The organism is Trichococcus flocculiformis, assembly GCF_900113645.1.
Taxonomy (GTDB): Bacteria; Bacillota; Bacilli; order Lactobacillales; family Aerococcaceae; genus Trichococcus; species Trichococcus flocculiformis.
Window position 1 is genome coordinate 16,428 of record NZ_FOQC01000002.1, and the last position, 24,862, is coordinate 41,289.

General features: G+C 50.1%; 24 protein-coding genes and 1 riboswitch. Of the genes, 5 read left to right on the forward strand and 19 right to left on the reverse strand.

Annotated elements, in window-relative coordinates; genetic code table 11:
- Nucleotides 1-190: 190 nt before the first annotated feature.
- Both BMZ71_RS01040 and BMZ71_RS01045 read right to left on the reverse strand, forming a co-directional pair.
- Nucleotides 191-1,108: a ketopantoate reductase family protein gene (locus tag BMZ71_RS01040; protein WP_086987949.1), complete on the reverse strand. Its 918-nt coding sequence runs from the start codon at nucleotides 1,106-1,108 to the stop codon at nucleotides 191-193.
- Between the two features lie 42 nt (nucleotides 1,109-1,150).
- Nucleotides 1,151-2,014 (reverse strand): pyridoxamine kinase, encoded by an 864-nt coding sequence (locus BMZ71_RS01045; RefSeq protein ID WP_086987948.1) that lies wholly within the window; start codon nucleotides 2,012-2,014, stop codon nucleotides 1,151-1,153.
- A gap of 169 nt (nucleotides 2,015-2,183) precedes the next feature.
- Here BMZ71_RS01045 and BMZ71_RS01050 point away from each other — a divergent pair, with 169 nt between their 5' ends.
- A complete protein-coding gene (locus tag BMZ71_RS01050; RefSeq protein ID WP_086987947.1) occupies nucleotides 2,184-2,681 on the forward strand; it encodes an ECF transporter S component in 498 nt (165 codons plus the stop codon).
- Nucleotides 2,682-2,741: 60 nt separating this feature from the next.
- Here BMZ71_RS01050 and BMZ71_RS01055 read toward each other — a convergent pair whose 3' ends face one another.
- Complete coding sequence (locus tag BMZ71_RS01055) at nucleotides 2,742-3,518, reverse strand: AEC family transporter (RefSeq protein WP_086987946.1); 777 nt, start codon at nucleotides 3,516-3,518, stop codon at nucleotides 2,742-2,744.
- 386 nt (nucleotides 3,519-3,904) lie between these two features.
- Between BMZ71_RS01055 and BMZ71_RS01060 the strand changes: the two genes are divergently transcribed.
- The gene (locus tag BMZ71_RS01060; RefSeq protein ID WP_086987945.1) at nucleotides 3,905-5,338 is read left to right on the forward strand and encodes a bifunctional metallophosphatase/5'-nucleotidase; all 1,434 of its coding nucleotides are present in this window, start codon (nucleotides 3,905-3,907) and stop codon (nucleotides 5,336-5,338) included.
- A 69-nt stretch (nucleotides 5,339-5,407) separates the two neighbouring features.
- Here BMZ71_RS01060 and BMZ71_RS01065 read toward each other — a convergent pair whose 3' ends face one another.
- The 7 genes from BMZ71_RS01065 to BMZ71_RS01095 form a co-directional block, all read right to left on the reverse strand.
- Nucleotides 5,408-5,980: a TlpA family protein disulfide reductase gene (locus tag BMZ71_RS01065; protein ID WP_086987944.1), complete on the reverse strand. Its 573-nt coding sequence runs from the start codon at nucleotides 5,978-5,980 to the stop codon at nucleotides 5,408-5,410.
- Between the two features lie 12 nt (nucleotides 5,981-5,992).
- On the reverse strand, nucleotides 5,993-6,718 hold the full coding sequence (locus BMZ71_RS01070) for a cytochrome c biogenesis CcdA family protein (protein WP_218142751.1): 726 nt from the start codon (nucleotides 6,716-6,718) through the stop codon (nucleotides 5,993-5,995).
- Nucleotides 6,715-7,416, reverse strand: coding sequence for a hypothetical protein (locus tag BMZ71_RS01075; protein ID WP_143071381.1), 702 nt, complete (start codon nucleotides 7,414-7,416; stop codon nucleotides 6,715-6,717). The genes BMZ71_RS01070 and BMZ71_RS01075 overlap by 4 nt, the downstream gene beginning before the upstream one ends.
- 165 nt (nucleotides 7,417-7,581) lie before the next feature.
- Nucleotides 7,582-9,825, reverse strand: a complete 2,244-nt coding sequence (gene helD / locus BMZ71_RS01080; RefSeq protein WP_086987941.1) for an RNA polymerase recycling motor HelD — start codon at nucleotides 9,823-9,825, stop codon at nucleotides 7,582-7,584.
- A 230-nt stretch (nucleotides 9,826-10,055) separates the two neighbouring features.
- Nucleotides 10,056-11,420 carry an MBL fold metallo-hydrolase gene (locus tag BMZ71_RS01085; protein ID WP_086987940.1) on the reverse strand — a complete coding sequence of 455 codons (1,365 nt, stop codon included), beginning with the start codon at nucleotides 11,418-11,420 and terminating at the stop codon, nucleotides 10,056-10,058.
- A 15-nt stretch (nucleotides 11,421-11,435) separates the two neighbouring features.
- Nucleotides 11,436-12,098 carry a DUF1345 domain-containing protein gene (locus BMZ71_RS01090; RefSeq protein WP_245734358.1) on the reverse strand — a complete coding sequence of 221 codons (663 nt, stop codon included), beginning with the start codon at nucleotides 12,096-12,098 and terminating at the stop codon, nucleotides 11,436-11,438.
- Between the two features lie 34 nt (nucleotides 12,099-12,132).
- Nucleotides 12,133-12,513, reverse strand: coding sequence for a VOC family protein (locus tag BMZ71_RS01095; RefSeq protein ID WP_086987939.1), 381 nt, complete (start codon nucleotides 12,511-12,513; stop codon nucleotides 12,133-12,135).
- A 290-nt stretch (nucleotides 12,514-12,803) separates the two neighbouring features.
- Nucleotides 12,804-12,950: riboswitch (Lysine riboswitch) on the forward strand.
- Between the two features lie 140 nt (nucleotides 12,951-13,090).
- Between BMZ71_RS01095 and dapA the strand changes: the two genes are divergently transcribed.
- Nucleotides 13,091-13,978 carry a 4-hydroxy-tetrahydrodipicolinate synthase gene (dapA, locus tag BMZ71_RS01100; protein WP_086942264.1) on the forward strand — a complete coding sequence of 296 codons (888 nt, stop codon included), beginning with the start codon at nucleotides 13,091-13,093 and terminating at the stop codon, nucleotides 13,976-13,978.
- A 202-nt stretch (nucleotides 13,979-14,180) separates the two neighbouring features.
- On the opposite strand, the gene BMZ71_RS01105 is transcribed toward dapA, so the two are convergent.
- On the reverse strand, nucleotides 14,181-14,687 hold the full coding sequence (locus tag BMZ71_RS01105; protein ID WP_086987938.1) for an enolase C-terminal domain-like protein: 507 nt from the start codon (nucleotides 14,685-14,687) through the stop codon (nucleotides 14,181-14,183).
- A 385-nt stretch (nucleotides 14,688-15,072) separates the two neighbouring features.
- Nucleotides 15,073-15,837, reverse strand: a complete 765-nt coding sequence (locus BMZ71_RS01110) for an SDR family NAD(P)-dependent oxidoreductase (RefSeq protein WP_086987937.1) — start codon at nucleotides 15,835-15,837, stop codon at nucleotides 15,073-15,075.
- A gap of 168 nt (nucleotides 15,838-16,005) precedes the next feature.
- Between BMZ71_RS01110 and BMZ71_RS01115 the strand changes: the two genes are divergently transcribed.
- The gene (locus tag BMZ71_RS01115) at nucleotides 16,006-16,347 is read left to right on the forward strand and encodes a DUF898 family protein (protein WP_143071382.1); all 342 of its coding nucleotides are present in this window, start codon (nucleotides 16,006-16,008) and stop codon (nucleotides 16,345-16,347) included.
- A 48-nt stretch (nucleotides 16,348-16,395) separates the two neighbouring features.
- Here BMZ71_RS01115 and BMZ71_RS01120 read toward each other — a convergent pair whose 3' ends face one another.
- The 7 genes from BMZ71_RS01120 to BMZ71_RS01150 form a co-directional block, all read right to left on the reverse strand.
- The gene (locus BMZ71_RS01120) at nucleotides 16,396-17,061 is read right to left on the reverse strand and encodes a DUF6320 domain-containing protein (protein WP_086987935.1); all 666 of its coding nucleotides are present in this window, start codon (nucleotides 17,059-17,061) and stop codon (nucleotides 16,396-16,398) included.
- Nucleotides 17,058-18,437, reverse strand: coding sequence for an alcohol acetyltransferase (locus BMZ71_RS01125; RefSeq protein ID WP_245734359.1), 1,380 nt, complete (start codon nucleotides 18,435-18,437; stop codon nucleotides 17,058-17,060). Before BMZ71_RS01125 ends, BMZ71_RS01120 begins: the two co-directional genes overlap by 4 nt.
- A 48-nt stretch (nucleotides 18,438-18,485) precedes the next feature.
- Nucleotides 18,486-19,406 carry an alpha/beta hydrolase gene (locus BMZ71_RS01130; RefSeq protein ID WP_086987934.1) on the reverse strand — a complete coding sequence of 307 codons (921 nt, stop codon included), beginning with the start codon at nucleotides 19,404-19,406 and terminating at the stop codon, nucleotides 18,486-18,488.
- Nucleotides 19,407-19,783: 377 nt separating this feature from the next.
- On the reverse strand, nucleotides 19,784-20,731 hold the full coding sequence (locus tag BMZ71_RS01135; RefSeq protein ID WP_342724056.1) for a FecCD family ABC transporter permease: 948 nt from the start codon (nucleotides 20,729-20,731) through the stop codon (nucleotides 19,784-19,786).
- Between the two features lie 52 nt (nucleotides 20,732-20,783).
- Nucleotides 20,784-21,785 (reverse strand): FecCD family ABC transporter permease, encoded by a 1,002-nt coding sequence (locus BMZ71_RS01140; protein WP_086987932.1) that lies wholly within the window; start codon nucleotides 21,783-21,785, stop codon nucleotides 20,784-20,786.
- Between the two features lie 15 nt (nucleotides 21,786-21,800).
- Nucleotides 21,801-22,730: an ABC transporter substrate-binding protein gene (locus BMZ71_RS01145; RefSeq protein WP_086987931.1), complete on the reverse strand. Its 930-nt coding sequence runs from the start codon at nucleotides 22,728-22,730 to the stop codon at nucleotides 21,801-21,803.
- 2 nt (nucleotides 22,731-22,732) lie between these two features.
- Entirely contained in the window at nucleotides 22,733-23,527 is a 795-nt protein-coding gene (locus BMZ71_RS01150; RefSeq protein WP_086987930.1) for an ABC transporter ATP-binding protein, read from the reverse strand.
- Between the two features lie 167 nt (nucleotides 23,528-23,694).
- On the opposite strand from BMZ71_RS01150, the gene BMZ71_RS01155 reads away from it, so the two are divergent.
- Nucleotides 23,695-24,714, forward strand: a complete 1,020-nt coding sequence (locus BMZ71_RS01155; protein WP_086987929.1) for an NAD(P)/FAD-dependent oxidoreductase — start codon at nucleotides 23,695-23,697, stop codon at nucleotides 24,712-24,714.
- The last annotated feature ends 148 nt before the right edge of the window (nucleotides 24,715-24,862 follow it).

Genomic DNA, 24,862 nt, shown 5'->3' on the forward strand with positions numbered 1-24,862 from the left:
TGTCCTCCGTCGAGCGATGGTTCGTCGGAGGTGCAGACTTTGCGCTCGCCTCAGCTCCGGCGAGGAAATCCCCACCGGGGTTGGACTCGCTCAAAATATCCGGCGCTGCATGAACCTTCCGCGGCCAAGCAAAAGGCCCCGCTAGCGAGGGCTTTATGCCTTCGCCCGCGAAGGCCGCTAATCCGTTCTCTTAGTATGTTGCTTCGATGGCTTGGACCTGGTCGTAAAGGTATTGGTTCGTCGGAGCAGGCAATCCGTATTTTTTTGCTCTTTTCAGTATGGTGCCTGCAAACAACTCGACCTCTGAAGGCCGTTTCGCAATGCCATCCTGTCGCATCGATGGCATCCCCAACGGTGTCAGTCCATCGATGATCGCCAAGTCATTTTCCAGATCGGTTTCGGTCAGATTGATGCCTTCCTTCTGGGCAATCGGCAGGACTTCGCGCATGGCGGCTATCATCAGATCCCGGGTTGGTCCCTCTTTATGGATGTCACGGAAAGTGCCTTCCTTCACCATCAGCACTTGATTCACGCCGACATTCAGCATGAATTTCGCCCACATGCGGTGGAGGATATCCGCTTCAACAACGTGCGGCAAACCTGTTTCTTCGAAGAACGCTGCCACCGCATCCAAACGCGTCTGTTTTTCGGGAGCATCGATGCCGATGCGCAGTTCGCCGATATGGACAGACTTCACATCGTTGCCGGTGCGCAGTGCGTCCATCCCTTGGGCTACGCAGTGGACGATCTTCTCATCGCCAAAAGCCGCGCCGATGACTTCTTCGCTGGAAATGCCGTTCAGGACCGAAATGATCGTCGTATCCGGACCGACTTGGTTGCGGGCTGTTTCGATCGCGTCATCCAATTGGGTTCCTTTTACGGCTAAAATGACAAGGTCTGCAGGTTCCAGACTGGCATCTTTTTCGTCGACGTATTGGAAATCACAGGGCTCCCCGTTGAAGGAAATGCCTTGTTCCTGATAGCGCGCCATCCGCTCTTTGTTGACGACGATGCGCACGCGATCCTTTCCGATGGCTTTCGTGAAATGGTTTCCGTATAGGATTCCTAAAGCGCCCAATCCGATGATGGCTACAGTTTCAATCTTCATTCTCTCACGCCTCTTTCAGAAAAAAATCTTAAAAAAATTTCTCTATTCAGCTGGTTTGTATTTGCGCAGCTGTTCGATCAGATACGGCAAGTCCGTCTCGAATTGGACGCCATAGTGCAGTTCGCGTCCGCTTTTCAACGTGCGCTCGATCACCTTGTTGTTGTAGTGGACGGCCGTTTCGGTGGCTACGGTCAGTGGGAGGTTTTGGAAAAGCAAACCGCCAACCACACTTGTGAACAAGTCTCCTGCGCCGTCATAGTGGCCGGGAAAATGTTTCGCGAAGGTATACTGCGCTTCAGGTTCGTCTTGGCTGATGCAGACGGCCCCTACTTTTTCCATTTCGAGGGAGACCCCCGTCAAGATGACGCTCTTCGGATTCAGCACCCGCAAATCAGCCAATAATTCCGCAACATCGGCTTCCTTATATGGCTTCTTCAACATTTGGCGTTTGGTCAAAAAGCAGGCTTCGGTCACGTTGGGCGTGATCACGGTCGCTTCATTGCAGAGTGCCGCCATTTCATCCACATATTCCAGCGTGAATCCCGGATAGAGCACGCCTTGATCGCCCATCGCCGGATCAAGAATGATGTGGGCATCTTCGGCCGCAAATGTATGAATAATATCGCGTACGATGTTGATTTGCTGGCGCGAACCCAGATAGCCGATCAGGATGCCATCAAACTTGATGCCCAAAGACTGCCAATGCTGCAGGATGCCTCCCATTTCCTGGGTCAGATCCAAAAAGGTATAGTCTTCAAATTCTTTACCCGTATGGGTGGACAACAGTGCTGTCGGCAGGATGCTCACCCAATTGTCCAGGCAGCTCACTACAGGCACCGCCACGTTCATCGAAATGCGACAACTGGCGGAAATATCTTGGATAATCAATACCCTCGGTTGACTCAAATGCTTCACCCCTTCACTTTAAAAACTCAATTATTCCCATTCTATCATCTTTTCATTGGATTTTCTGATTTTTCCATCATTTTGGAAATTATTGTGAAAACGATGAGAAAAAGAGTGCAAACTTCTGCATAAGGGCTATAATAAAAAATAATACTTGGAGGAGAGTTGCATGAAGACCGAAAAAAATAGTACTTACAGATTGGTTATTTTGGCCTTATTTATAGCGTTTACCGTCGTCATGACCTTATTGTTCCGCATTTCGATCCCTTTTGGCTACGTTAACTTGGGAGACATGGTGCTCCTGTTGGCCGGTCTGTCCTTCGGAAGCAGCGCGGGCTTTATCGTCGGTTCACTCGGCAGCATGTTGGCTGACCTGTTCGCCGGTTATGCCTTCTATGCGCCGATTACTTTTGTCGTGAAAGGTTTGGAAGGATTCTTTGCCGGCTGGTTGTTCCAGAAAATGGATCACAAAAAGCCGTTGGTTGCCACGGTGATCGCCGGTGTGTGGATGGCGATCGGATACGCCATCGGGGACACGATCCTATTCAGTTTTGGTGCTGCGATTGCTTCCTTCCCGTTGAACATCGCGCAGGGCCTCGTCGGGGCTTTCTTGTCCACCCTCTTGTATCGTTGGTTGAATCCTTACATCACGAAGAACTTGAAATAACGAATGTGCGCCCACTCCGTATGGTTAGCGGAGTGGGCGTTCTTTGTGCATCTATGCTGCTCAAAACAGCAGCGCAGCCAACAGCGGGATCGTGAACACCGACAGCAACGTCGAAATGAAGACGTAGCGCGTTGAAAAGGCTGTGTTGCCACCGTACTGCATCGACAATGCCACAGCCATCGCCGGGCCAGGCATGGCCGAAATGATGACGAGAATCCCCAGCATAGTCGGATTCGTCAGGATGCCCTTCGTAGCCCACCAGAGGAACAACGGAATCACGATCATGCGGTAGAACGCAAACAGATAGATTTTCCATTCCTTGAAGGCACCTAGGATATCGATGTCGGCCAATGACGCGCCGATGATGATCATCGCCAATGGGGACGTGATATTCCCGATGCTGGTGGCGGTGTCCATCACCGACGCCGACAATTTAACGTCGAACAGGAACACGAACACCGCGAACAGCGAAGCGAGGTTGCCGGGATTCAGGAGAATCGCTTTCAAGCTCGCCCGCGACTTTTTCGAGCCTTTCGCAATCAGGAAGACTCCCAAAGAGTAGATCAACAGGTTGTTCGGGATGCCGTAGAGCGAGGCATAAAAAAGGGTGCCGGTGCCGAAAATAGCCTGCACGACCGGCAATCCCATGAAACCATTGTTCGTGAAGATGGTCAGGAACTCGATGATCCCTTCCGTTTCCTTATCCGCGCGGAACAGTTTCGGACTGAACTTGGCCAATCCGACCGTGAAAAGATACATCAGGGTAGCGGTCAACAAGACGAAGAGCGTGTCCGACTTCGTACCTACCTCGCCTGCACCTTCCACCGATGCGATCACAAGCGCCTGCACCTTCCACCGATGCGATCACAAGCGCCGGCACCGTGACATAGGTGATCTACGCTGCAAAATTGGCGTTCGCGTGCTTGTCGAAAACTTTCATGACCGTCGCGAGATAGCCTACAAACATGATCATCACCAGCATGATCATCCTACTAAATACAACACTAACATCCAAAATTCTTGTTCCTCCTCTGCCGACCATCCATTTATATATCCAAATTCTAACATAGTTCTACGTTGAAATATTATTTTCCATTACGTTTCAGGATTCTTCCTGTTCCGTACAGGGCATAACAATCGGTATCTGCCGCACAGAATGTTAGAATAGAAGCAGCCATATAACGAATGCTTCTGTCACATTTCGTCCTGAAAGGTGGATTACTATGCAAAAAAAATTGACGATCCTTCAGATCAACGACACCCACAGCTACTTGGAGTTGCACAACGAACTGTTCTATGAAAGGGACAAATTAGCGTTCCGCAAGGCTGGGGGGTATGCTCGTCTCCAAAGCCTGATCAAAGATTTCCGCAGCAAAAATCCGACACTCGTTTTCGATAACGGCGACACGATCCATGGCACCTACGAAGCGATCGCTACGAAAGGCTGGCACATGCTGCCCGTCCTGAACGAAGTCGGCTTTGATGCCATGACATTCCACTGGGACACCGGCTTCGGTCCGGCCAATCTGAAAAAAATCGGCGAACAACTTCACTACCCGATTCTCGCGATCAATGCCTATGAAAAGGAGAGCGGCAAGTTGGCGTTCGCTCCTTACAAAATCCTGTCCGTCGGCGATCTTTCGATCGGCGTGATCGGCATCGCCTGTAATATTATCGATAAAACGATGCCGCCCCATTTCAGCGAAGGACTTTCTTTAACTTTGGGGCGCGAGGAACTGCCGGGTTATGTAGCGGAACTGAAGGAAAAAGATGTCAATCTGATTATCGTCCTGTCCCATCTCGGTTTCCCGCAGGATCTGAAATTGATGAGCGAGGTCGAAGGCGTGGCGATCTGTCTGAGCGGTCACACTCATAATCGGCAGGAGCACATCGTCCATGTCGGCGAAACGGCAGTCATCCAATCCGGCTCGCACGGATCTTTCCTTGGCGCACTCGAAATGACTCTTGAAGACGGAGTGATTCAATCCATCGAGCACCAACTTATTCCGGTGACGGAGGATATCCCGGAAGACTCCGAAATGAAATTGTTGGTCGAGGATGCCCTCTCCCCATATCGCGAGAAATTGGAGCTGAAAGTCGGTGAGACCAAAAAAGTGCTGCACCGCGGCTGGAGCGTCGAAACAACGATGGACAACTTCCTCTTGGATGCGATCCTTTTCCACACGAAAACAGATCTGGCCTTCTCCAACGGCTGGCGCTACGGGGTTCCAATCCTGAAAGGCCCGGTAACGCTGAGGGAATTGTTTCAGATCATTCCGATGGATCCGCCGATTTCAACTGCTATCCTGACTGGTTCGGAAATAGTCGCTCTGCTGGAAGAAAACCTTGAGAGCACCTACGCAGCGGACCCATTTAATCAGATGGGCGGCTACCTGAAGCGGGCGATGGGCTTGCATGCTTACCTGAAACTGGAAAATCCAAAAGGAACCCGTGTCCAAAAACTTTTCATCGCCGGCGAAGAAGTCATCCCGGATAAAGAGTACAACGTCAGCTATGTGACCAATCAGGGTGTGCCGAAGAAATTCGGAAAAGAACACAAGAATCTGGAAAAGCATGCAGTCGAAGCGATGATGGATTACTTGGCCGAAATGGGCCCCTATGAAAAAGACTTGCGCGGAACTTATCAGATCGTCTGACCTATTTATGCAAAAAAAGTGGCCCGGCCCGCATATGCGAGGTTGGACCACTTTTTGTTTGCATTCATTCTATTTGATCATCGAAAATTTAGCTTCGAGGATATCCTTTGTGACGGCCCCGATGATGCGCTCGTAGATTTTGCCGTCCGATCCGATCAGATAAGAGGTAGGCAGCGACTGGACTTGGTACTGATTGAATACTTCCTCCGTGCCGTAAAGATTCAGGAAGCTGATTTCATTTTCCTCCAAAAACAAAGCCGCGTTGTCGGGATGGCTTTCCGAAGTCGTGACGTTCACGCCGAGCACCACCGTATCTTCCTGCTCCTCCGAAAATGCCTGCAGATGAGGCATCTCGGCCTTGCAAGGCGGACACCAGCTGGCCCAGAAATTCAAGAAGACCTTTTTCCCTCTGTAATCGGAAAGTTTCACCGCATTGCCATCCATATCCTGCAATTCAAAATCGTACGCGATCTGTCCGATGTTGATGCCTGTTTGGGCTTTCACCGCTTCGGATGCTGCCGTTTCATGGGAAACCGTCCCCGTTTCGCTCGTTTCAGTACCCGCAAAGTAGCTTTTCCAGAAATCGAACAGGACCCACAAAAAAGCGGCCCCCAATAAAAACCAGATTATTTTCTTCTGCACAAACAAATCCCCCTAACCGAGGCGCTCAAAAGGCGTCCCTTCCAATAAATTCAAGATAGCGATCGATAAAGCTTCAAGCCTTCCAGTAAGCAACAACAAGCCGAACAGGATCATCAGCCACCCGCCGATTTTCATGAACCTTTCGCTGTACTTCAAAATGGATTTGAGCCTTCCGATGAAAAAGGAAACCAGCAGGAATGGCACCGAAAAACCCAGCACGTACATCAGAAGATACAGCACCGGTGGCGACCCCATCGCATTCCCCAGCAGCAGGATCGATGAAAAGATTGGACCGATACAAGGAGTCCAGCCGGCAGCGAAGCCCAGTCCGATCAAAAATGTCGAAAGGAAGCTGACGCCTTTCGTCATCTTCAGCTTCCGGTGGTCCCCCAACAGAAGCGGAATCTTCAGATAGCCGACTGTCGTCAAGCCCATCAGGATGATGAGCAGTCCAGATAGACGCTGCAGCAAGACGCTCACCGGACCGGTCAGCACGGAACTGAAAAGATTGCCGAGATAGCTCACGCCCAATCCCAAAGTGAAGTATACAGCCGATACCCCCAAGAGAAAGACGAGCGAGTGCAGCATAATGTTGCGCCTGACGGAAAGTGAGGTATCCTCTTTTATCTGCTTCACATTCAGGCCGGTGATATAGGAAATGTACAATGGCAACAGCGGCAGCGTGCACGGCGACAGGAAGGACAAGGCGCCCGCCGCGAAGGCCACCCATGTGGTCAAATCTGTTTCGATGGCACTTTCCCCCTAACCAAGACGATAAGAATAAAAGCAGACACAGCCGCAAGGATGAGCTCCGGCGTCACAACCAAACCAAAATAAAGGACACTTTTCCCGTTCATCAGAGCAAAATGAACGATTGCGCCGATCAGCAGCATAACCGCCAGCAGACTGTTGCGCATGGCGATGAACGTGACCGCAAGCAACAACAGCAGGCCCAATCCGGCCAGCCCGATCGAGATCGGATTCTCATATAGGCTGTAATAGAACAAATGGTTGATCGAAAACAGCAGCAGGAGCAACTGTAAAAGAGCGTCCAGCAACGAGCGATCCGCCAACAATTTCGGCAACTGTTTCCAAAGATTGTACGTTCCGGTGATGATCACAGCCGCAAATACGGCCTCTTTCGTCAAAAGCAAAGCCTGGTAAGGTGCGCGCATCACTTCGGAAAAATGAAGCAAGGCATTGCTGCCGAACGCAAGAGCCAACAGTCGGAACAGCTCGTCGCTCAGCTTGGAAAGTAGCTTCGCTCTTCGTGTTTTTTCGAGGGTGGTCAGTAACCACCAGCTTCCCGATCCGGCCAAGAGCAGCAGGACGGGGATGACCACCGGATTTGATAAGATGTTTAAAATATGATGACCCCTTTCCAGTTTTTTTGAGGCAGAATTGATTCTGCCCGAAAAGTAATTCAAGCATAGCACGGATCTTTTCCCCAAGCACCAAATATGCTCCCGGGGGTATTCTCATGTGCCTGTATTGACTCAGAAATACCCGTCTTTTCCGGCCACAACAACACCAAAAAAAAATAGCCCCGGCGGATTCTGCTTATGGACTGCAGATTCCGCCGGGGCTATTCAGATTCAAATTCACATTTTTCTTACGTCATAAATTTCCGGATCAACGCGTTCCAACAGGCCGGCTTCCTTCCCGGAAACAGTCAGGTAGAGCTCGTGCATCGCCCGGGTGCAGATTGTGTAGAGAATCTGCATTTCATTTTGGGCAGCTTTTGCCGGATAGTGGCAAATCGCAAAAACGACATCGAATTCCAGACCTTTAGCCAAACGGGCCGGCATGATCAATACCGGATGATGGCTGTTGTCGGTATCCTGCTGCACGAGTTTAAAGTCAATACCAGCAGCCGACAGTTCATGGCTGATGCGTTCCGCATCTTCCGCATTGCGGCTGATGAAAGCCACGCGCATGCCGGCAGCGACGCTCGCATCCACCTTCTGTTTGATGTAGTCCATATCGAGCCCGCCATCGTCGGTCAGCAGCACTTCCGGTTTCTTGCCGGAACGGATATAGGTCCCTTCCGGTTTTTCACCTTCGATGAAGCTTTCCGAGAAACGGACGATTTCATTCGTCGAACGGTAGCTGGTCAGCAAACGGTAAGAACGGAACGTACTTTCGGAAAAAATGGTCCGGAGATCATCAAAGGAAAGACGTCTGTTCAGGATATTCTGATTCAAGTCGCCGCTCAGGATGAAGCGTGCGCTCGGGTAGGCATGCTGCAGCATCTGCAGTTGGAAAGGTGAAAAATCCTGCACCTCATCCAGGCAGATGTATTGATATTTCATGTCGCTGGATGGCCCCTTCAGCAACAAACGCAGACTATAGTAGGCATCCAGATCTTCAAGCAGCACGCTCTTCTCTGCCATGTGTGCCGCAACCACAGCGATGTGGGTGCGCCATTCATCCTCATCCAAGCCGAAAGCATCCAATGAAAGCAATTTAGGAACGGCTCTCAGGAAATGGATGTATTGGTTCTTATAACGGATAAAGGCCAGCGCTTCGATCCTCGCGACGATCGGTTCGAAAGCGTCCTCCAGGATATCAGCCGTCATGGCCTCTTCCATCGCTTTTTGGTTGTGGGTCTCTTTCTCGTAACGGTACAGATCCAGATCGGACATGGCAATCATTTCTTTTTCGACCCATGGCTTGCCTTTTTGCGATTGTTGGATGCGTTCCACGCGCTGCAGCAAATGTCTTTTGAGAATATCCAATTTGCTGGCCAATGAACCTTGGCTTTCGATGCTATAGAAAGCCGACTCGATCTCCTTCTCCGAAAGGATGATGTCACCGCGGAAACGAATATCCGAGAATTTCAGGTAGCGTTTCTTCAGGAGCGCGCCGTATTTCTGCAACGCTTCATAAAAAGCCAAGCTGCCCTTCAGTACCGTGACCTTGGCTAAGCTGTCCTCTTGATCGGTGCGCAAAGAAAATCCGGTCACCTTCCGCTCCATGAATTCGCTGAAGGTTGTGTTCCCCACATTCAGTTCGCCCAATGCAGGCAACACTTGGGAAACATATTCCTGGAATATTTTGTTCGGGGAAAACAGGACGACTTCTTCCGACTTCAATTGGTCTCGGAAAGCATACAGTAGATAGGCGATTTTCTGCATCAGGACAACTGTTTTTCCTGATCCGGCAACCCCTTCTATCAGCGTGACGGCCGCTTTGGTTTCCCTGACGATCTGGTTCTGTTCTTTCTGCAAAGTGGATACGACCGTGCCCATCTGATAGGATGAAGGTCCTTCCAACACTTCCAGCAAATACGGATCGCCCATGACATTGTCCGTGTCCATCATGCGGATGATTTCCGCCTGTCTGATCAAAAATTGTCGTTTCAGGTCAACGCCGTATGTCATCGGTTGATCCGCTATCATCAGCTTCACTTTTTCGCCTTTGCTGCCTTCATAATAAAGCGATGCAATGGGTGACCGCCAGTCGACGATCAGGTTCTCATCTTTTTCGAACAAAGATCCGATCCCGATATAGATGGTTTCATTGCCGTACTCATCGTGATAGTCGATACGACCAAAGTAAGGCTCATCCTGCATTTTTTCCAATACTGCGACACGCTCATTGCTGTTCTGTAATTCATTGTTGCGAATCATCAGTTCCTGTTCGAAGGCCCGCAGTTCCGCCGACGATTCCCAGACGCTCTCTGAGGATCCTTGGCTGATTTTGATCTCTTTGGATTCCTTTAATTGCTGTCTTTGCTTTTCACTTTTTTCTTCTACTTGCTCGGCCAATCGTGTTTTTTCGTCGTTGATGACTTTAATGACGCGATGGACACGTTCCTGTTCTTTCGTTAGATCTTTATGCAACCAACCGACACCTCTTTCTTAACAAAACTCATGGACTATTCGGTCTACTTCACTAAATGCGACATTTAATAGTATACCATCGTACAGGGATTCTGGCTATTTATTCCCCGCGTCTTGATAGAAACGATTTAAATCAAAAAGCAGCCGGAAGGAAGGGCCTTTTGCAGCTCTTCCTTCCGGCTCATTTTGTTGTGCTGATTACCTTTTTGCAGGTCCTCGCGCATTTGTATCTATCCATTGAGGCTGTTTTCGATCGCAGTGTATCCTCCCAGGATATTGATGATTTTTTTGAATCCCCGCTCCTCCAAGGCGCCGATGGCAACTGCCGAACGGACACCGGATTGACAATGGACGTAAAGAGGTTCATCCATTTTAAACGGCAACGGGGCCTCCAAAAGTTTTCCGAGGAGCACGCGTTTGGCGTCGGAAAGATGCCCTTCATTCCATTCGCTCTGCGAGCGCACATCCAATATCTGCAGATCCTTTTCTTGGCGCAAAGCGATGAAGGCTGCTGCGGTGATCGTTTCAGTCATCTTACCGCCAGCGATTTGCCCGGCATCCAGATAGCCTCTGACTTGGTCGAACCCGATCAGCTGCAGTTGACGGGTAGCTGTTTCAGCATCTTCTTTGGTTCCGATGAGCGTCACTTGCCCGTCGTAATCCAGGAACCACCCCACATAAGTCAAAAACTTTTTGTTCAACGGAATATTCAGCGTTCTTTCGATATGGCCGGTTTGATATATCTCTTTCGCGCGCAGATCGATCATCCTATCATTCGGCCCAGCCTGTTGCAGCGGGAAAATCGGATACGGTACATAGGCGCCGCTGTCCCGTTTGTTGATTTTCTTCATTTGTGCAAAGTAGCTGGGCGGCTCAGGCTGGTCCTGCGTCAACGCCTCGATAAAGCTCGTTTCTTCATCATATTGGAAAGCCCAGTTGTTGTATTTTTCGTAGCCCAAAGTGGTCATCGGAACGGCTCCCAGCGACTTTCCGCAGGCGCTGCCGGCGCCATGTCCCGGCCAAATCTGCAGATGGTCCGGATAGTCAGCCATTTTCTGCAAGGAACGGAACATCGCTTTTGCTCCGATTTCAGTGGTCCCTTGCATATGCGCAGCTTCTTCCAGCAAGTCCGGCCGTCCAACGTCGCCCACAAAGATGAAGTCGCCGGTGAACACTCCCATTGGAATGTCCGAACCGCCGCCGATGTCCGTCAAAACAAATGACACGCTCTCTGGCGTATGTCCCGGCGTGTGCACCACTTCCAGTTTGACTTTCCCTACAGAAATGATGTCCCCATCCTGCAGCAGCACACTACCTTCAGGCAAATTCTGATAGCGCCAGTCATCCCCGCCCAAGTCCGATACATACAGTTTGGCACCTAAGCGCCTTCCGCTTTCCTGAAGACCGGATGCATAATCGGCATGGATATGCGTTTCCGTGGCTGCAGTGATGACCAATCCTTCATCCTCGGCTGCCTGGATGTAATCATCCAAGGCCCGCAGGGGGTCGATAATAATGGCTTCTCCCGTTTTTTGACACCCCACTAAATAGGAAAATTGCGCTATGTGCGGATCAAAAAATGATTTAAAAAACATGCATAAACTCCTCCTTCATCTGCTCAAACTAGCGACAAAATTGATGGTCGTGGCAATGATGGCTGTCCCGAAAATGAAGGACAACAGGGCGTGCCCCAGCGCAGCCTTACGAAATTCCGGTGTCGTAAAAGTCGTGTCGGAGACCTGATAAGTCATCCCGATTGTGAACGCCAGATAAGCGAAATCCCAAAAATTAGGTTTCTCGGTCCCTTCAAAAACCACACCGCCGTTCACATCGCGATAATACAGTTCCGCATACCGCAACATATAGAGTCCATGCACCGTCGTCCAGGAGAGTACGATGCTGAACAGGCCAAATCCGATTGTCTCGAAACTGCGTTCTTGGGTGGTCAACATCAACGCGACAGCCCCAATACTGATCAAACATGCCAACAGGACAAAAAAATCGATCGTCGAATATTGGATATCCTCTTCTTGCGCAATCCGTTCCGTTTCCGTCCCATCATGAGGATGAAAATCCTTCCACAGCAAATACAATAAAATGATTGCGGCACTGTCCCAACCGATCAAAGGGGCCAATTCCCAACGTAACAGGAAACCCGCTGTCAACCCGATACTGGTACCGATCGCTCCAGCAATCAGAAAGCGCGTCCTCTTTTTGCGCATATCCCTTCCTGCTTTCGTTTGATCGGCAAATAGATGGTTTCTTTTCATCATGGCAGCCCCCCTGATTTTCGGCCTCATAGTTCTTTCAGATGGTGATTTCGATTACATTCTTTTCTGGATCAAGGAACATGCTTTCGTAGTAGCCATCCCCCGTCACGCGCGGTTGGCTTTTGCATGTGTACCCCGCTTTGATGAGCCTGTCGGTGAAAAAGTCGACGTTCTGCTTGCTGCCGACGGAGACAGCCAGATGCGCCCAGCCCAGCATATCAAAAGGATAGCGTTCCGTGACATTCATCCTCTTCATAAGTTCCAAACGGGCTCCTTCACGGAAGGTAATGAAGTAAGATTGGAAGTCTTTTTCAGGATTCCGATATAATTTATTAGCCTTTCCGTCAAAAAAACGAACATAAAAATCGCGCATCAACTCCAAATCATCCACCCAGACTGCAACATGTTCTATCTTCATAAGTTTTCACGTCCTCTCAAATCCTTGCCGGTGCGCTGGAGACAAACTCTGCGCGGATGGCCTGCAACAAAACATCCCGGAATCCCTTTCTGGACTTCCCTCGAAAGCGTTCCCTCAACCTGATTTTATCACATTGCTGGCGCATATGCTTTCCCGGAGAATCCGGATGCACTGTCACCGAATGTGTCTTTTTTGCCATTTTTTTCAAAGCATTTTCTCAGCATCCACTCAGAATATGATTGACAGACTGATTTGTATTTGATAGTGTGGAGTTAACAAAATACGATTCGATGTGATGAAGAGGTCGCGGTTAACAATCAGTAAGGGGTTCCCTGAAAGGTGTTGCTGCCGAAATACTCTGTATTGGGGCCAAGGTTGAATAAATCTGGCACTGTCGGACAAAGCCGCCCAGCTTTGTTCGGTGAGCTTCTCACGTTGGGGCAAATTGGTGGAATTCACTATCTGGATGCAATGTTTCAGCTTAAGCAGCCTGTTTTGAACGACTATGAGACCATTTGCTCATAGTCGTTTTTTGTCTATTCATAAATAAAACACAGAATTCAGGAGGAAGATAAGCATGGCTATTTTTGAAGGCTCAGGCGTCGCTATTGTTACGCCGTTTAAAGATACGGAGAACCAAGAAATCAACTACGAGGTATTGGAAGAACTGATCGAGTTCCAGATTGCGAACGGAACCGACTCGATCATTATCGCAGGAACAACCGGAGAGGCTTCCACGCTGACGGATGAGGAACAGCTGGATCTGATCCGCTTCACTGTCGAAAAAGTCAATGGCCGCGTACCCGTCATCGGCGGTGCCGGAAGCAACGATACGCGCCACGGCGTCGGATTGACGCGCGCTGTCGAAGCAACGGGTGTGGATGCAATCCTCAGCGTCACCCCTTACTACAACAAAACATCGCAAAAAGGCTTGATTGAACATTACAAAGCTATCGCCAACAGCGTGAAAGTGCCGATCGTCCTTTACAATGTGCCTGGCCGTACCGGTCAGAATATTACCCCAGAATCTTTGGTGGAGTTGGCGAAAATCGACAACATCGTTTCGTTGAAGGATGCTACCGGCAACTTCGGCCAGGCAGTGGACAACCTGCGTCTTTTGGGCGATCGTTTGGACATCTACTCGGGTAACGATGACACGATCATCCCGCTGATGAGCTTGGGCGCAAAAGGCGTCATCTCCGTCCTTGCCAATATCGCACCGAAAGCTACAGCCGAAATGACCCACGCTTGGCTAGATGGCGACATCAAAAAAGCTGCAGCAATGCAGGCCGAGTACAAAGAACTGATCGACTGCCTGTTCGTGGAGCCGAATCCGATTCCAGTCAAAGCAGGAATGCAATTGTTGGGCTTCAATGTCGGACCGATGCGTCTGCCTTTGACGGATGCCGATCAAGCAGTCATCGACCGTTTGGCCGCAGCCATGAAAAAAGTTGGTTTGATCTAGAACAACCCAAAAACCCCTTCCGGAATAATTTTTATTTCCGAAAGGGGTTTTGTATTTGTCAGAAAAGATGCAGCAGATATTTATTTACCAATAAAATAATCAGTACAAGAAGCATAACAATGACAAAACCGATGGCTCGCTTCACATAGAACTCCCTCAACTTCATGGAAATCCCCTTCCATGACCGCTCTGGAAAAATCTTTTATTTTATGACTACAAGCTTTTTGAAATGGGCCTTCGGAAAGGCACTGATGCCGATGCCGTTCGCATCCCCCAGCTTGATTGTGCCTCCGGTGAACAGCGGACCGCCCTCATAGGATTCGATTTTGTAGAACGACGGCCCAATGAGGTCGACCATCGTGATGCAGTTTTTAGCGGCTGCCAGATGGGCCGCTGCACTGACCGAAATCTTGCTTTCCAGCATGCAACCGATCATACAATCCACCCCGTAGGTTTCCGCCACGGTGCAGATTTTGAGGGCCTCGTGAATGCCTCCGGTTTTCATCAGTTTGATGTTGATGAGGTCGGCTGATTGTGTCTGGATTATATGGAGGGCATCCTTCATGGAAAAAATACTCTCGTCGGCCACTATCGGTGTTTGGACATGTTGCTTCACAAATTTCAGGCCGGCCAGATCGTGCGCCTTCACCGGCACGCTTTCTAATCTGGGATAAGGCAGCGGCTTTTTCAGCTGATTTTGTTCCACCACCCGTTTGTATCTATTTTACCAAGAAAACGCTTAGGCACCAAACGGGAGGCCGTAGTCTGCTGGCTTCTCGATGAAGCACGATAAATAACGTCCAAGCGGCCAGCAGCGTTACACTGGTCGCTTGGACGTTATTTTTTTCTGCTTACAGGGCTACGGCGGAAATTCGGCTATCATTTTTGCTCGTGTTCTCCGGCCAAGAGGAGCTTCGCCGGAGGAAAACTTGGTTTCGGGTTGCCTCCTCAGGTGAAGATTGCTTCACCTGAGTTCAGGAGCCCCATTTAAGCGTCTCCTCCGGCCGCATCAGAACTCACCGGAGAAAAACAGCTGAATCCAGTTCGGTTTCTTTCGGCCAGCTTCGCTTGCGCTAGCTGGCCTCCCGCATTCATTATCCTTGTTTTTTCTTTTGCTGCCTGCTCGTCAGGCGCACGACCAAGTTGCGCGGCGCCAGCTTCGACGAGAAGAGCGCTCCCTTCAGCAACATCGTCGGAACGATGATTTTCTTGCGTTTATACATTTTATCCAAGGCATAATTGACGCAGTATTCAGAAGTGATGCCCTTCAGATTGAACTTCACATCAGCTACTTTATTGAACTCTGTGTCTACCGGCCCCGGACATAACGAACCGACGTAAACGTTGCTCTTCTTCTCTTCCAATTCTTCAGCGATTGCAGAGGTGAAACTTGTTACGTAGGCTTTGGTTGCGTAATAAGTTGCCATGTAAGGCCCCGCTGGCATCAGTCCGGCAACCGAAGCAACATTCAGAATATAACCTTCATTTTTTGCGATCATATCCGGCAGAAATTTCTTGGTCAGAATATGAACCGCCTTGATGTTGACATCGATCATCTCCAGTTCCTTGTCCAGGCTGGTCGTCGTGAACGCGCCGAAATCGCCGAAACCGGCACAATTGATCAGCATGGAAATATTTTTGCCCTTCGTTTCTTCGTACAGACGGTAGCATTCCTCCGCCTTAGCCAAGTCCGCTGTGATGATTTCACTTTTGGTCGACAAATGTTTGGCGATTTCCAAAAGTCGATCCTCACGCCTCGCAACCAGAATCAGATCGTATCCTTGTTGGCTCAGCTTCTTAGCGAACTCCTGACCGATACCGGAGCTTGCGCCAGTGATGAGCGCTAGTTTATTTGTCATTATTTGTCCCTCGCGTTTCGTCAAAATGATAGTTGTATTTAGCGTATCGTATTTGCTTCATCAGAGCAATATTTAAGTGCATCTGCTAAATGTTTTCACTATATTGATAGAAACTATTTGAAATGATTACCGTAATATATAGGTAAACAGAAATGAAGGAGTGGTATTTTGCGCCATCATAACGATTCTTATTTCACTGGGACACTATTGGAGTATTTGGGTATGATGCTTGTCAGTTTTCTCGCGGGCTTTTTCACTCTCGGACTGGCTACACCTTGGGCTTTCTGCCACCGGGAAAGATGGGTCGCCAGGCATACCTACATCGAAGGTCGCCAATTGCATTTTGTCGGAAAATCCTTTGATCTGTGGCTTTTATTGCTGAAATGGACTCTTTTTTCAGTCCTGACTTTGGGCCTCTACTCTTTTGTTGTGCCGATACGTTTCCAACAATGGCGCATCAAAAATACTTATGTTTACGGCTATTGGGACGAATACTACGCGACGGAATAACAACTTCATCCAAACAAAAAACCCCAAACACGGGGTTTTTTCGTTATCTTAAACATGCATCCGTTTCTCCAACTCGCGCCAAATCTCTCCGCCGTGATAGAGCAGGATGATGACCAAGGTGACTGCACTCATCATCACCGACAGACTTGAAGGCAATGAAGTCGTCACCCAATCCAGTGTCAGGAACAGTGCCGGCAAAAGCCCTAACAAGGCGGCTGTCAATAAGTACAGCACGTAATCCCTGACGCCTAAATTGACAAGGCGAACCGCGATATATAAGGATATGATCGCAAAACTGCAGATGATCGGAACAGCGTAGGTAGTCGACCAACCGCTCCATCCTGTAAGGTAATCCAAATAAATGCATAGGAGCGATAAGGAAACAATCAGATAAACGATGCCTTTTGCGATATTCCTACGTTTCCGGATCAGAATCAAAACCGAAAGCCACATGCTCATGATTCCGAACAGGGCAAGTTGCAGATTCTCCATCCGTCCGATCCAGATCAATTCGATCAGCAGAAAGGCGATGATCAGAACGAAGGAAATCAAGGTCAAATATTTCCAGACTATTTCCTTATTGAACCGCAGCGGAATCTTCGGATAGGGATCCGGCAGCACCGGATCGGCGGCTTCATCCAATGTCGTTTGGCACAAGGGGCATTGATCCCATTCTCCCTTGATGGTCGCGTTGCAGTGATGGCAATATCTCATTCTAACTCACCTTCCAAATCTTTACTTGTGACCTTATTCGCTGCGACAGTTACGTCTATGCCTGCGTGGGTCAAAATCCGGACAAATTGCTCCTCGATCGTGGATTCGACAAATGGTGAGGTGAAACTGACGGTCAGCTGGTCTCCATGGCTGATGGCGCAAAATTGCGGACGGACCGCTGAAGTGTGGAAATACATTTTTTCGATGTAGCCGTCGATCGGATCAGGAAACGTGACCTTTCCTAGATTAGAGATCGCAATCGTCAAATTCCGGTTGCTGACGTAATTGACCAGCTTCAGAACAAGGTCTTTGATCGGTCGGAAGACCACCCGCGTGAAGGGGCTGTACTCGAAGGCAATCAATGTCCTCAGCTTGTCCTCCAAGCTTTCCGGTGTAATCTGTTGCTGGAACTGCTCCTTCAGGGTTTGGGCTATTGCGCCAATATCATCCGTATTGTCCTGTTCATTTGTGGTATAGATCAGGCGAGTTGTGCTGAAAAAATTCCTGGCAGAATTGGACGGGAAGAACTGCCTTAAATTGACCGGAACAGAAACAGCCATAGCCGATCCGGGTTTAAAATCGGGACTGGCTCTGCGTACAGCCAGCATAAATACTGCAGTCAGATACAAGGTCAGCGATGTTTGCTGCTCCCGGGCCAAAGCAAGCACATCCTTGACCGGCAGCTCCAATTCGATGACATGTGGCCGGTTGTCAGGCGTCTTTTTGCCGCGGAACTGGTGCACCGGCCGCTTCTGCTTATTTTCCTCAGGCAAGGCACTCTTTTGCGATGGGCTCTTTCCAGCCAATTGACTGACTTTAGCGAAGGAACGGATGGCGGATTGTGCCGCGTCAGTAAAGTTCTGTTTCTTATTCTTGCGGAAATAGTGCGCAAAACTGTCCTCCAGTTGATGGTTCAAGCGGTCATGCGCCGCGGCACTCAGGCCTTCAAAAGCCTCGGGGTGCCGCAGCATGATATACGCCTTCAACAGATCCTCGAAAAACCAGAGCGCACCGGTTCCGTCCGACAAGGCATGGAACAATTCCAAATGAACCCGATTTTGGTTGTAGAAGACTCGAAATAACAGTTCCTTCCGATCAAAATGATAAATTTGTGCGCAAGGAGGTAACGTGTCGGCCGTCACTTTTGGCTTCAGATCGCTTTCTTCCAGATAATACCAGAAAAATCCGCGCCGCAAAACACTATGATACAGCACATAATTTTCATAGACCTCATCGAGCGCCCGCTGAAGCAGGATCGGATCCACTGAATCGATCAATTCCGCACTCATGCGGAAGACCTTCGTATCACTGTTCGTCATGGCCGCTAAAAATATGTTGGAGGCATTATCCAAACGTACCCACTTTTTTCGGTTCACTGCTGCCCCTCCTTTCTTCCTTCTTTTCTATAGAACGAGCTTCTTGGCTTATGCATTAAGAAACGCATTGATGACTTCGTAGGCTTCTTCAACCGATTCGGCCGTCTTCGGATAGGTGATGAAGCCATGGACGATACCGTTCACGCGATGAACCTGCACCTTGTTGCCGGCTTTCTGCAACGCTTCCGCGTAGGCTTCGCCCTCATCCCGCAACGGATCGAATTCGGCTGTGATCACCAACGTTTCCGGCTGATTTGACAAATTTTCAGCCATTAAAGGTGCGACATACTCATTTTTACGAAGTTCAGGATCAGGCTGGTATAGCGCCATATATTCTTCCATTTTTTTGGCAGTCAGTCCGTAATCCTGTCCATTCGTACGGATCGATTCGAAAGGAGAAGCTTCCGAATGATCCCAATAGGTGACCGGATACAACAAAATCTGTTTGATTGGCGTCGCTTGACCTCTATCACGGAGCAGCAAAGACACGGCTGCGGCCAAATTCCCACCGGCTGAATCGCCGATCAGAATCAAATCTTTTTCATCCGATAAGCCGCTCATTTCCAGATGCTTCAGCAATACTTCCGCTACCCGGTAACAATCATAGAGGCCTGCCGGATACGGATGCTCCGGCGCCAAACGATAATCGACAGAATAGACCGTTCTACCGGTCAGATCCGCCATATTGATACAGGCATTCGTATAGGTTTCGATGTCACCGATGACCCACCCACCGCCATGGAAAAAGAGCAAGGGTTCTTTATACAGATGCTCTTTCGGATAGAAGACACGCACGGGAATATCATGGGAACGGTCCTCCGAATAGATTTTGTGATCCATGATGATATAACCCTTTTTTGGTTTTGGAGCCAAAATCTGCTGCACTTTGCGGACGCGGGCGTAATCTTCCTGCATGTTGATTTTTGGTGACGACATCAACTTGAGCATCAATTTAAACAATGGATTCATTCAATTTTCCTTCCTCTGACAGCGTTGGCTGTTCTGGTATCTTTGCTTTATTATAGCACAGGATGAGCTAGTCCCATCACAGTTGGACCCTTCGTGAAGGCTGCAGGTGTGATGGATATGCTGCAAGGGACACTGCTGCTTGAGGACCTTCTGAATCCGCTGCTGATTACGGGATTGATAATTGCTTCAAGCCTCTTTACCGCAGGGAAACTTTTCAGTAAGACTACTTTATGAAAGTAAAAAAACGCGCCAGCCAGCCCTTTTCCGGCTGATGGCGCGTTTTTTGATGTTTTCGGTATCCGATCAGTCGACAGATGTTTGAACTCTCGGGTATTTCCGTCACCGGCCTAGGCTCTCGCCCGACAGCGGACCGATCCTCAGCGCATTTTCCCCAACAGCAAATACAGGAAATAAGGCGCTCCGATAAGAGAAACGACGATACCCGTCGGAAAAGCGGTATCCATCACTGTGCGGCCGATCGCATCGGCAATCAACAGGATGCTGCTCCCGACCAAGAGCGCGATCCAACTGAAGCGTTCATGCCGTTTGCCGACCAACTTTTTGGCGATGTGCGGGGACATCAGGCCGATGAAGCCGATGTTGCCGGTCAACGAGATTGCCGCTGAGGCGATGGCGACCGCACAAAGCAGCAGAATCAATTTTTCGTTCCGGAGCTTCAATCCCAAGGCAATAGCTGCCTCCTCACCCAGCGCGAGAATGTTAAGCGTCGGGGCCTTCAGGAAGAGGACACCCATCGCCAACAGCCAACCAGGCAGGATTGTGAACACGAACGGCCAAGTCGATCCCCAGATGTTTCCCGACATCCAGGCGGCGATGAAACTGACGTCGGTCCGGTCAGAAGCGGACATCAGCAGGACGATCAAACCCGAAAAGGCGGAGGAGATACCCGCTCCGATGACCACCAGCTGCATCGCATGCTGTTTATGGCTGCGGCTGAAACTGAGCAGGTAAACCGTGGAGGCAGCCACCAGCGCACTGATGAAAGCGACAAGCGGCAGGACCGCAGAAAACTGCAGCATGCCTTCGCCCGCGAACAGATAGAAGATCGTCACGCCGAGACCGGCACCGGAATTGATGCCCAGTAGGCCCGAGTCGGCCAGGTCGTTGTTGCTCAAGGTCTGCAGGATGATACCGGCACCTGCCAAGCAGGCGCCGGCCATCGTCAACACCAAAGCCCGGGGCAAGCGGATCTGGTAAAAGACGTAGTTTTCTTTAAAAACCCCGTTACCTGACAAGACCTGCAGGATACGGTCCAACGGAAGCGACGAATAACCCATGGACAAGGCCGCAAGGAAAGCCACCACGAACAAAAAGAGGAATAGCCACAATTTTTTCCGATAAGTTAGATTCCATTCATTAAACAGCTCGGATTCCCCCTTTTCTGGCGATTGTCACGTAAAAAGGCACGCCGATCACGGAAACGATCGCCACAACGGGAATTTCGAAAGGACTGACGACCGTGCGGCCGATGTAATCAGCCAGGATCATGAAAGTCCCGCCGACCGTGATGCACAACGGAATGATCTTGCGGTAATCCTGCCCGACCATCTTGCGCACGACATGTGGAATCATCAAGCCGATCAGAGCGAGATTGCCGGCGATGGCAACCGCGCTGCCCGCAAGCAAAGTGATCAAAAGAATCAGGACGGTCCGGATCAGATTGGTCCGTTGTCCCATGCTGATCGCTGTTTCCTCGCCCAAGCTCAGCACCGTCAACTGGCCGCTGAACACCAGGCTCAACAACAGCGCCAGTCCGATGACCGGGGTGATGCTCAAAATATTCCAATCGACACCCATCAGGCCGCCGGAAGTCCACATCGAAACGTCCTTGGAGATGCGGAACCAGATCGCGATCCCGTCCGCGATGGCCTGGAAAAAGAACGAGACGGCTGCTCCAATCAAGATCAGGTTCAAGGGTGATTGTCCGCTTCTGGTCGCATTACTGAGACCGTACACGAACAGCATCGCCAAACCCGCACCCACGAAACAGGCAATGGAAACGAGCAGGTAGGAACTCTGCGGAGCAAAGGCATAGACCAAGGCCACCGCGATGTTCGCTCCGGAAGTCAGCCCCAAAAGCCCAGGATCGGCCAACGGATTCCGCGTCAGCGCCTGCATGATCGCTCCGGCAACAGCCAAGGAACTTCCCACGAAGAAGGCACCCAGGATGCGCGGGAAGCGGATGCCCCGCAGGACAAGATAATAATCGCCGCCGCCTTCCCCGATGAGCGCTTCGAACAGGTCCGACCAATCCGTATCCGCCGCTCCTGTGTAAAGCGCCAGGACCGCTGCCACGATCAGCAACAAGACAGTCACTGCCAGATAGATTCCGAAGGCCTTTCGTTTCCGTTTAATCACTGCAATCGTCCCCTCTTATTCCGCTAAAAAGGATTCCTCGAAGAAGTCCAGTTGGTAATCCAAAGATAGCGAATCATTAAAATAAAATGTCTCGGCATCCGCCACAAACACTTGGTTGTTCTGCACGGCCGGTATGTTCTGGAACCATTCAGCATCCAAGAAGCTCGTTTCCGGATCGGTTGCGGCCAAGCTCAAGATCAGGTAGTCGCCGATGTAATCGCCGAGCACCTCTTCGGAAATGGCATAATAACCTGCATCCAAGGCGTTCTCTTTGACCGTTTCCGGCATATTCAGGCCCATTTCCTGATAAAGGATTTCCGTGCCGCGTGCCCAGTTATCGCCGAAAATGTACATCTGTTTTTCGAAGTTCTCGGCAACTGTTACTGTTGCATCTTCGCCGATTGCTGCCTTGATTTCTTCTCCAACAGCCTGCGCTTCGGTCTGGAATTCCTCTACCCACGCGACAGCTTCCTCTTCCTTGTTGACTACTTTCCCGATTTCCACGATTTGATCCAAGTAAGAAAGTTCGCCGTATGTGAACAGGACGGTCGGCGCGATTTCCGACAATTGGTCGGCATTTTCGATGTTGTCCAAGCCGATGATCAGATCCGGTTCCAATTCGAGGATTTTTTCGACGTCGGCATTCGAAACGACTGCGACGCCTGAAAGACCTTCGCTGAAATTCGGGTTACCGGCTGACCAAGCATCCACGCCGACGATGTTGATGTCGAAGTTGATGAGATCCCCAGCATAGGACGACAGCACCACTACCCGTTCCGGGTTTGCGGGAACCGCGATTTCTTCGCCGTCGACCGTTGTGTACGTCACCGTTTCGGTTGCTGCACTTTCGCTGGTCTCATCGGATGTGTCCGTAGCGGAACAGGCCCCCAAAATCAAGCCGGCACTCAATAACATTGTCAGTGATAGTTTGTTTATTTTTTTCATGTTCATTCTCCTTTTTTTATCAATTCATACCCGATGATGACTGGTTTTTTTGTCTTTGCGTCCGGCTGGATGGTCGGGCGGATATTGAAGATGGCCGCGATGTTTGCTGCGGTGACCAATTCCTCCGCTGAACCCTGGCAGACGACATTGCCGTCCGAGAGCGCAACGATATGGTCGGAATAGAGTGATGCCTGATTGATGTCGTGCAGCACCATCACGATCGTATAACCTTCCTCTTCATTCAGTTTCTTCAGCAGTTCCAAAATTTCCAGTTGGTAACTGATGTCCAGATAGGTCGTAGGTTCATCCAAAAAGATGATGTCGGTTTTTTGCGCCAAGGCCATCGCCAACCAGACCCGTTGCCGCTGTCCGCCCGACAGTTCATCGATGTAGCGGAAGCGCAACTCGTCGATTTGCGTCTTATCGATGGCCCAATCGATTATTTCCTTGTCCTCGCTGCCCAGTCCCCTCAAGCCTTTCCGGTGCGGGAACCTTCCGTACGAGACGATTTCCTCGACCGTGATGCCGGAGAGGTTTTCCTGACGCTGCAGCAGGATGGCGATCCGTTTCGCCAACTGTTTCGTATCCATCGTAAAGATCGAAACGCCGTCCAGCAGAATGTCGCCGCTCGAGCAAGTCAGGATGCGCGACATCGCCTTCAACAAGGTCGATTTGCCGCAACCGTTCGGCCCGATGATTGTCGTGATTTTTTGCGGCGCGATGGTGACTGAGATATTTTTCACAATGATCTGCTTGTCGTATTTGATTTGCACCTCCTCAACTTTCAGGCTGCACATGCCTTCATTCCCCTTTCTTTATCCTTGCAGAAGCGATCCATTTCCGGATCGTTCTTGACATTTTTGAATAAAAATTATTTAATTGATAATGAGAATCATTCTCATTTATAATTTATTCCATTATCATTCATAACATACAATTAGTCAACAGTAAATGAGGTGGTCTTTTGAACGAAGTATTTGACGTAACGATAATCGGTGGCGGGCCTTCGGGTCTGTACAGTGCTTTCTACAGCGGTTTGCGCAATCTCAAGACGAAGCTGATCGAATCCCAGTCCGTCCTCGGCGGCAAAGTCAACCTGTACCCCGACAAAATCTTGTGGGATGTGGGCGGTCTGACGCCGATCACCGGCAAACAGTTCCTTTCCAATTGCATCACGCAAGGTCTGACGTTCCACCCGACCGTCTGTCTGAATACGGAAGTCAGCCAGATCACCAAAGTCGCCGGCATTTTCGATATCAGGGCCAGCAACGGCGACCATCATTACACAAAAGCGGTGATCCTTGCATACGGCAGCGGCATCATCACGCCGAACAGGTTGGCGGTGGACGGTGCGGAGCAGTTCGAAAGGACGAATCTGCATTACATTCCTAGCAGCCTGGATGCGTTCCGCAACAAGGAAGTTTTCCTTTCGGGAGGCGGAAACACAGCGCTCGAGCAGGCGAACGAATTGCTGGCCATCGCAAACGGAGTGACGCTTGCTTGCCGCAGCATTGAACTGCGCGCCCATGAACACAGCGTGGAGACCTTCCGCAACAACGGCGGCACGCTGCTTCTGGAAACGCAGATCCGCTCGTTCCGTTCCAACCACCAAGGCGAGATCGAAGCCATTTCCCTTTCGGTCTCCGGTGAGCATCGGACTGTGGCTGCCGATGCGGTCATCGTCAACCACGGCTTCGCCAGCAAACAGGCTATCGCTTTTGGGGATGCGATGGGACTCCAGTTCAATGACAATCATTTCATCGAGGGCAGCCCCGACAGCACGATCGGCCACCCCGGTATCTTCGCGGCAGGCGATGCGATCGCCTACAAGGGCAAAGTCAATCTGTTGGTCGGCACCTTCCAGGATGCCGTGAACGCAGTGAACAGCGTCAAACAATACCTGAACCCCACCGCTGAAAAGCACGCGATGGTGTCCTCTCACAACGAAGCCTTCGTGGAGAAAAATAAACAGTTTAGTTTGTAGATTTGTAGATTTGTAGATTTGTAGAAACGCAAAAGCAGCCGAGGGGAGTCCCCTTGGCTGCTTTTGCGTTTTTACTTGTAGTTGTCCAATTCTTTCGGGTTATCGGACAACGAACACTACATTCGTTCTACGGTTGTCCGATTCTTTC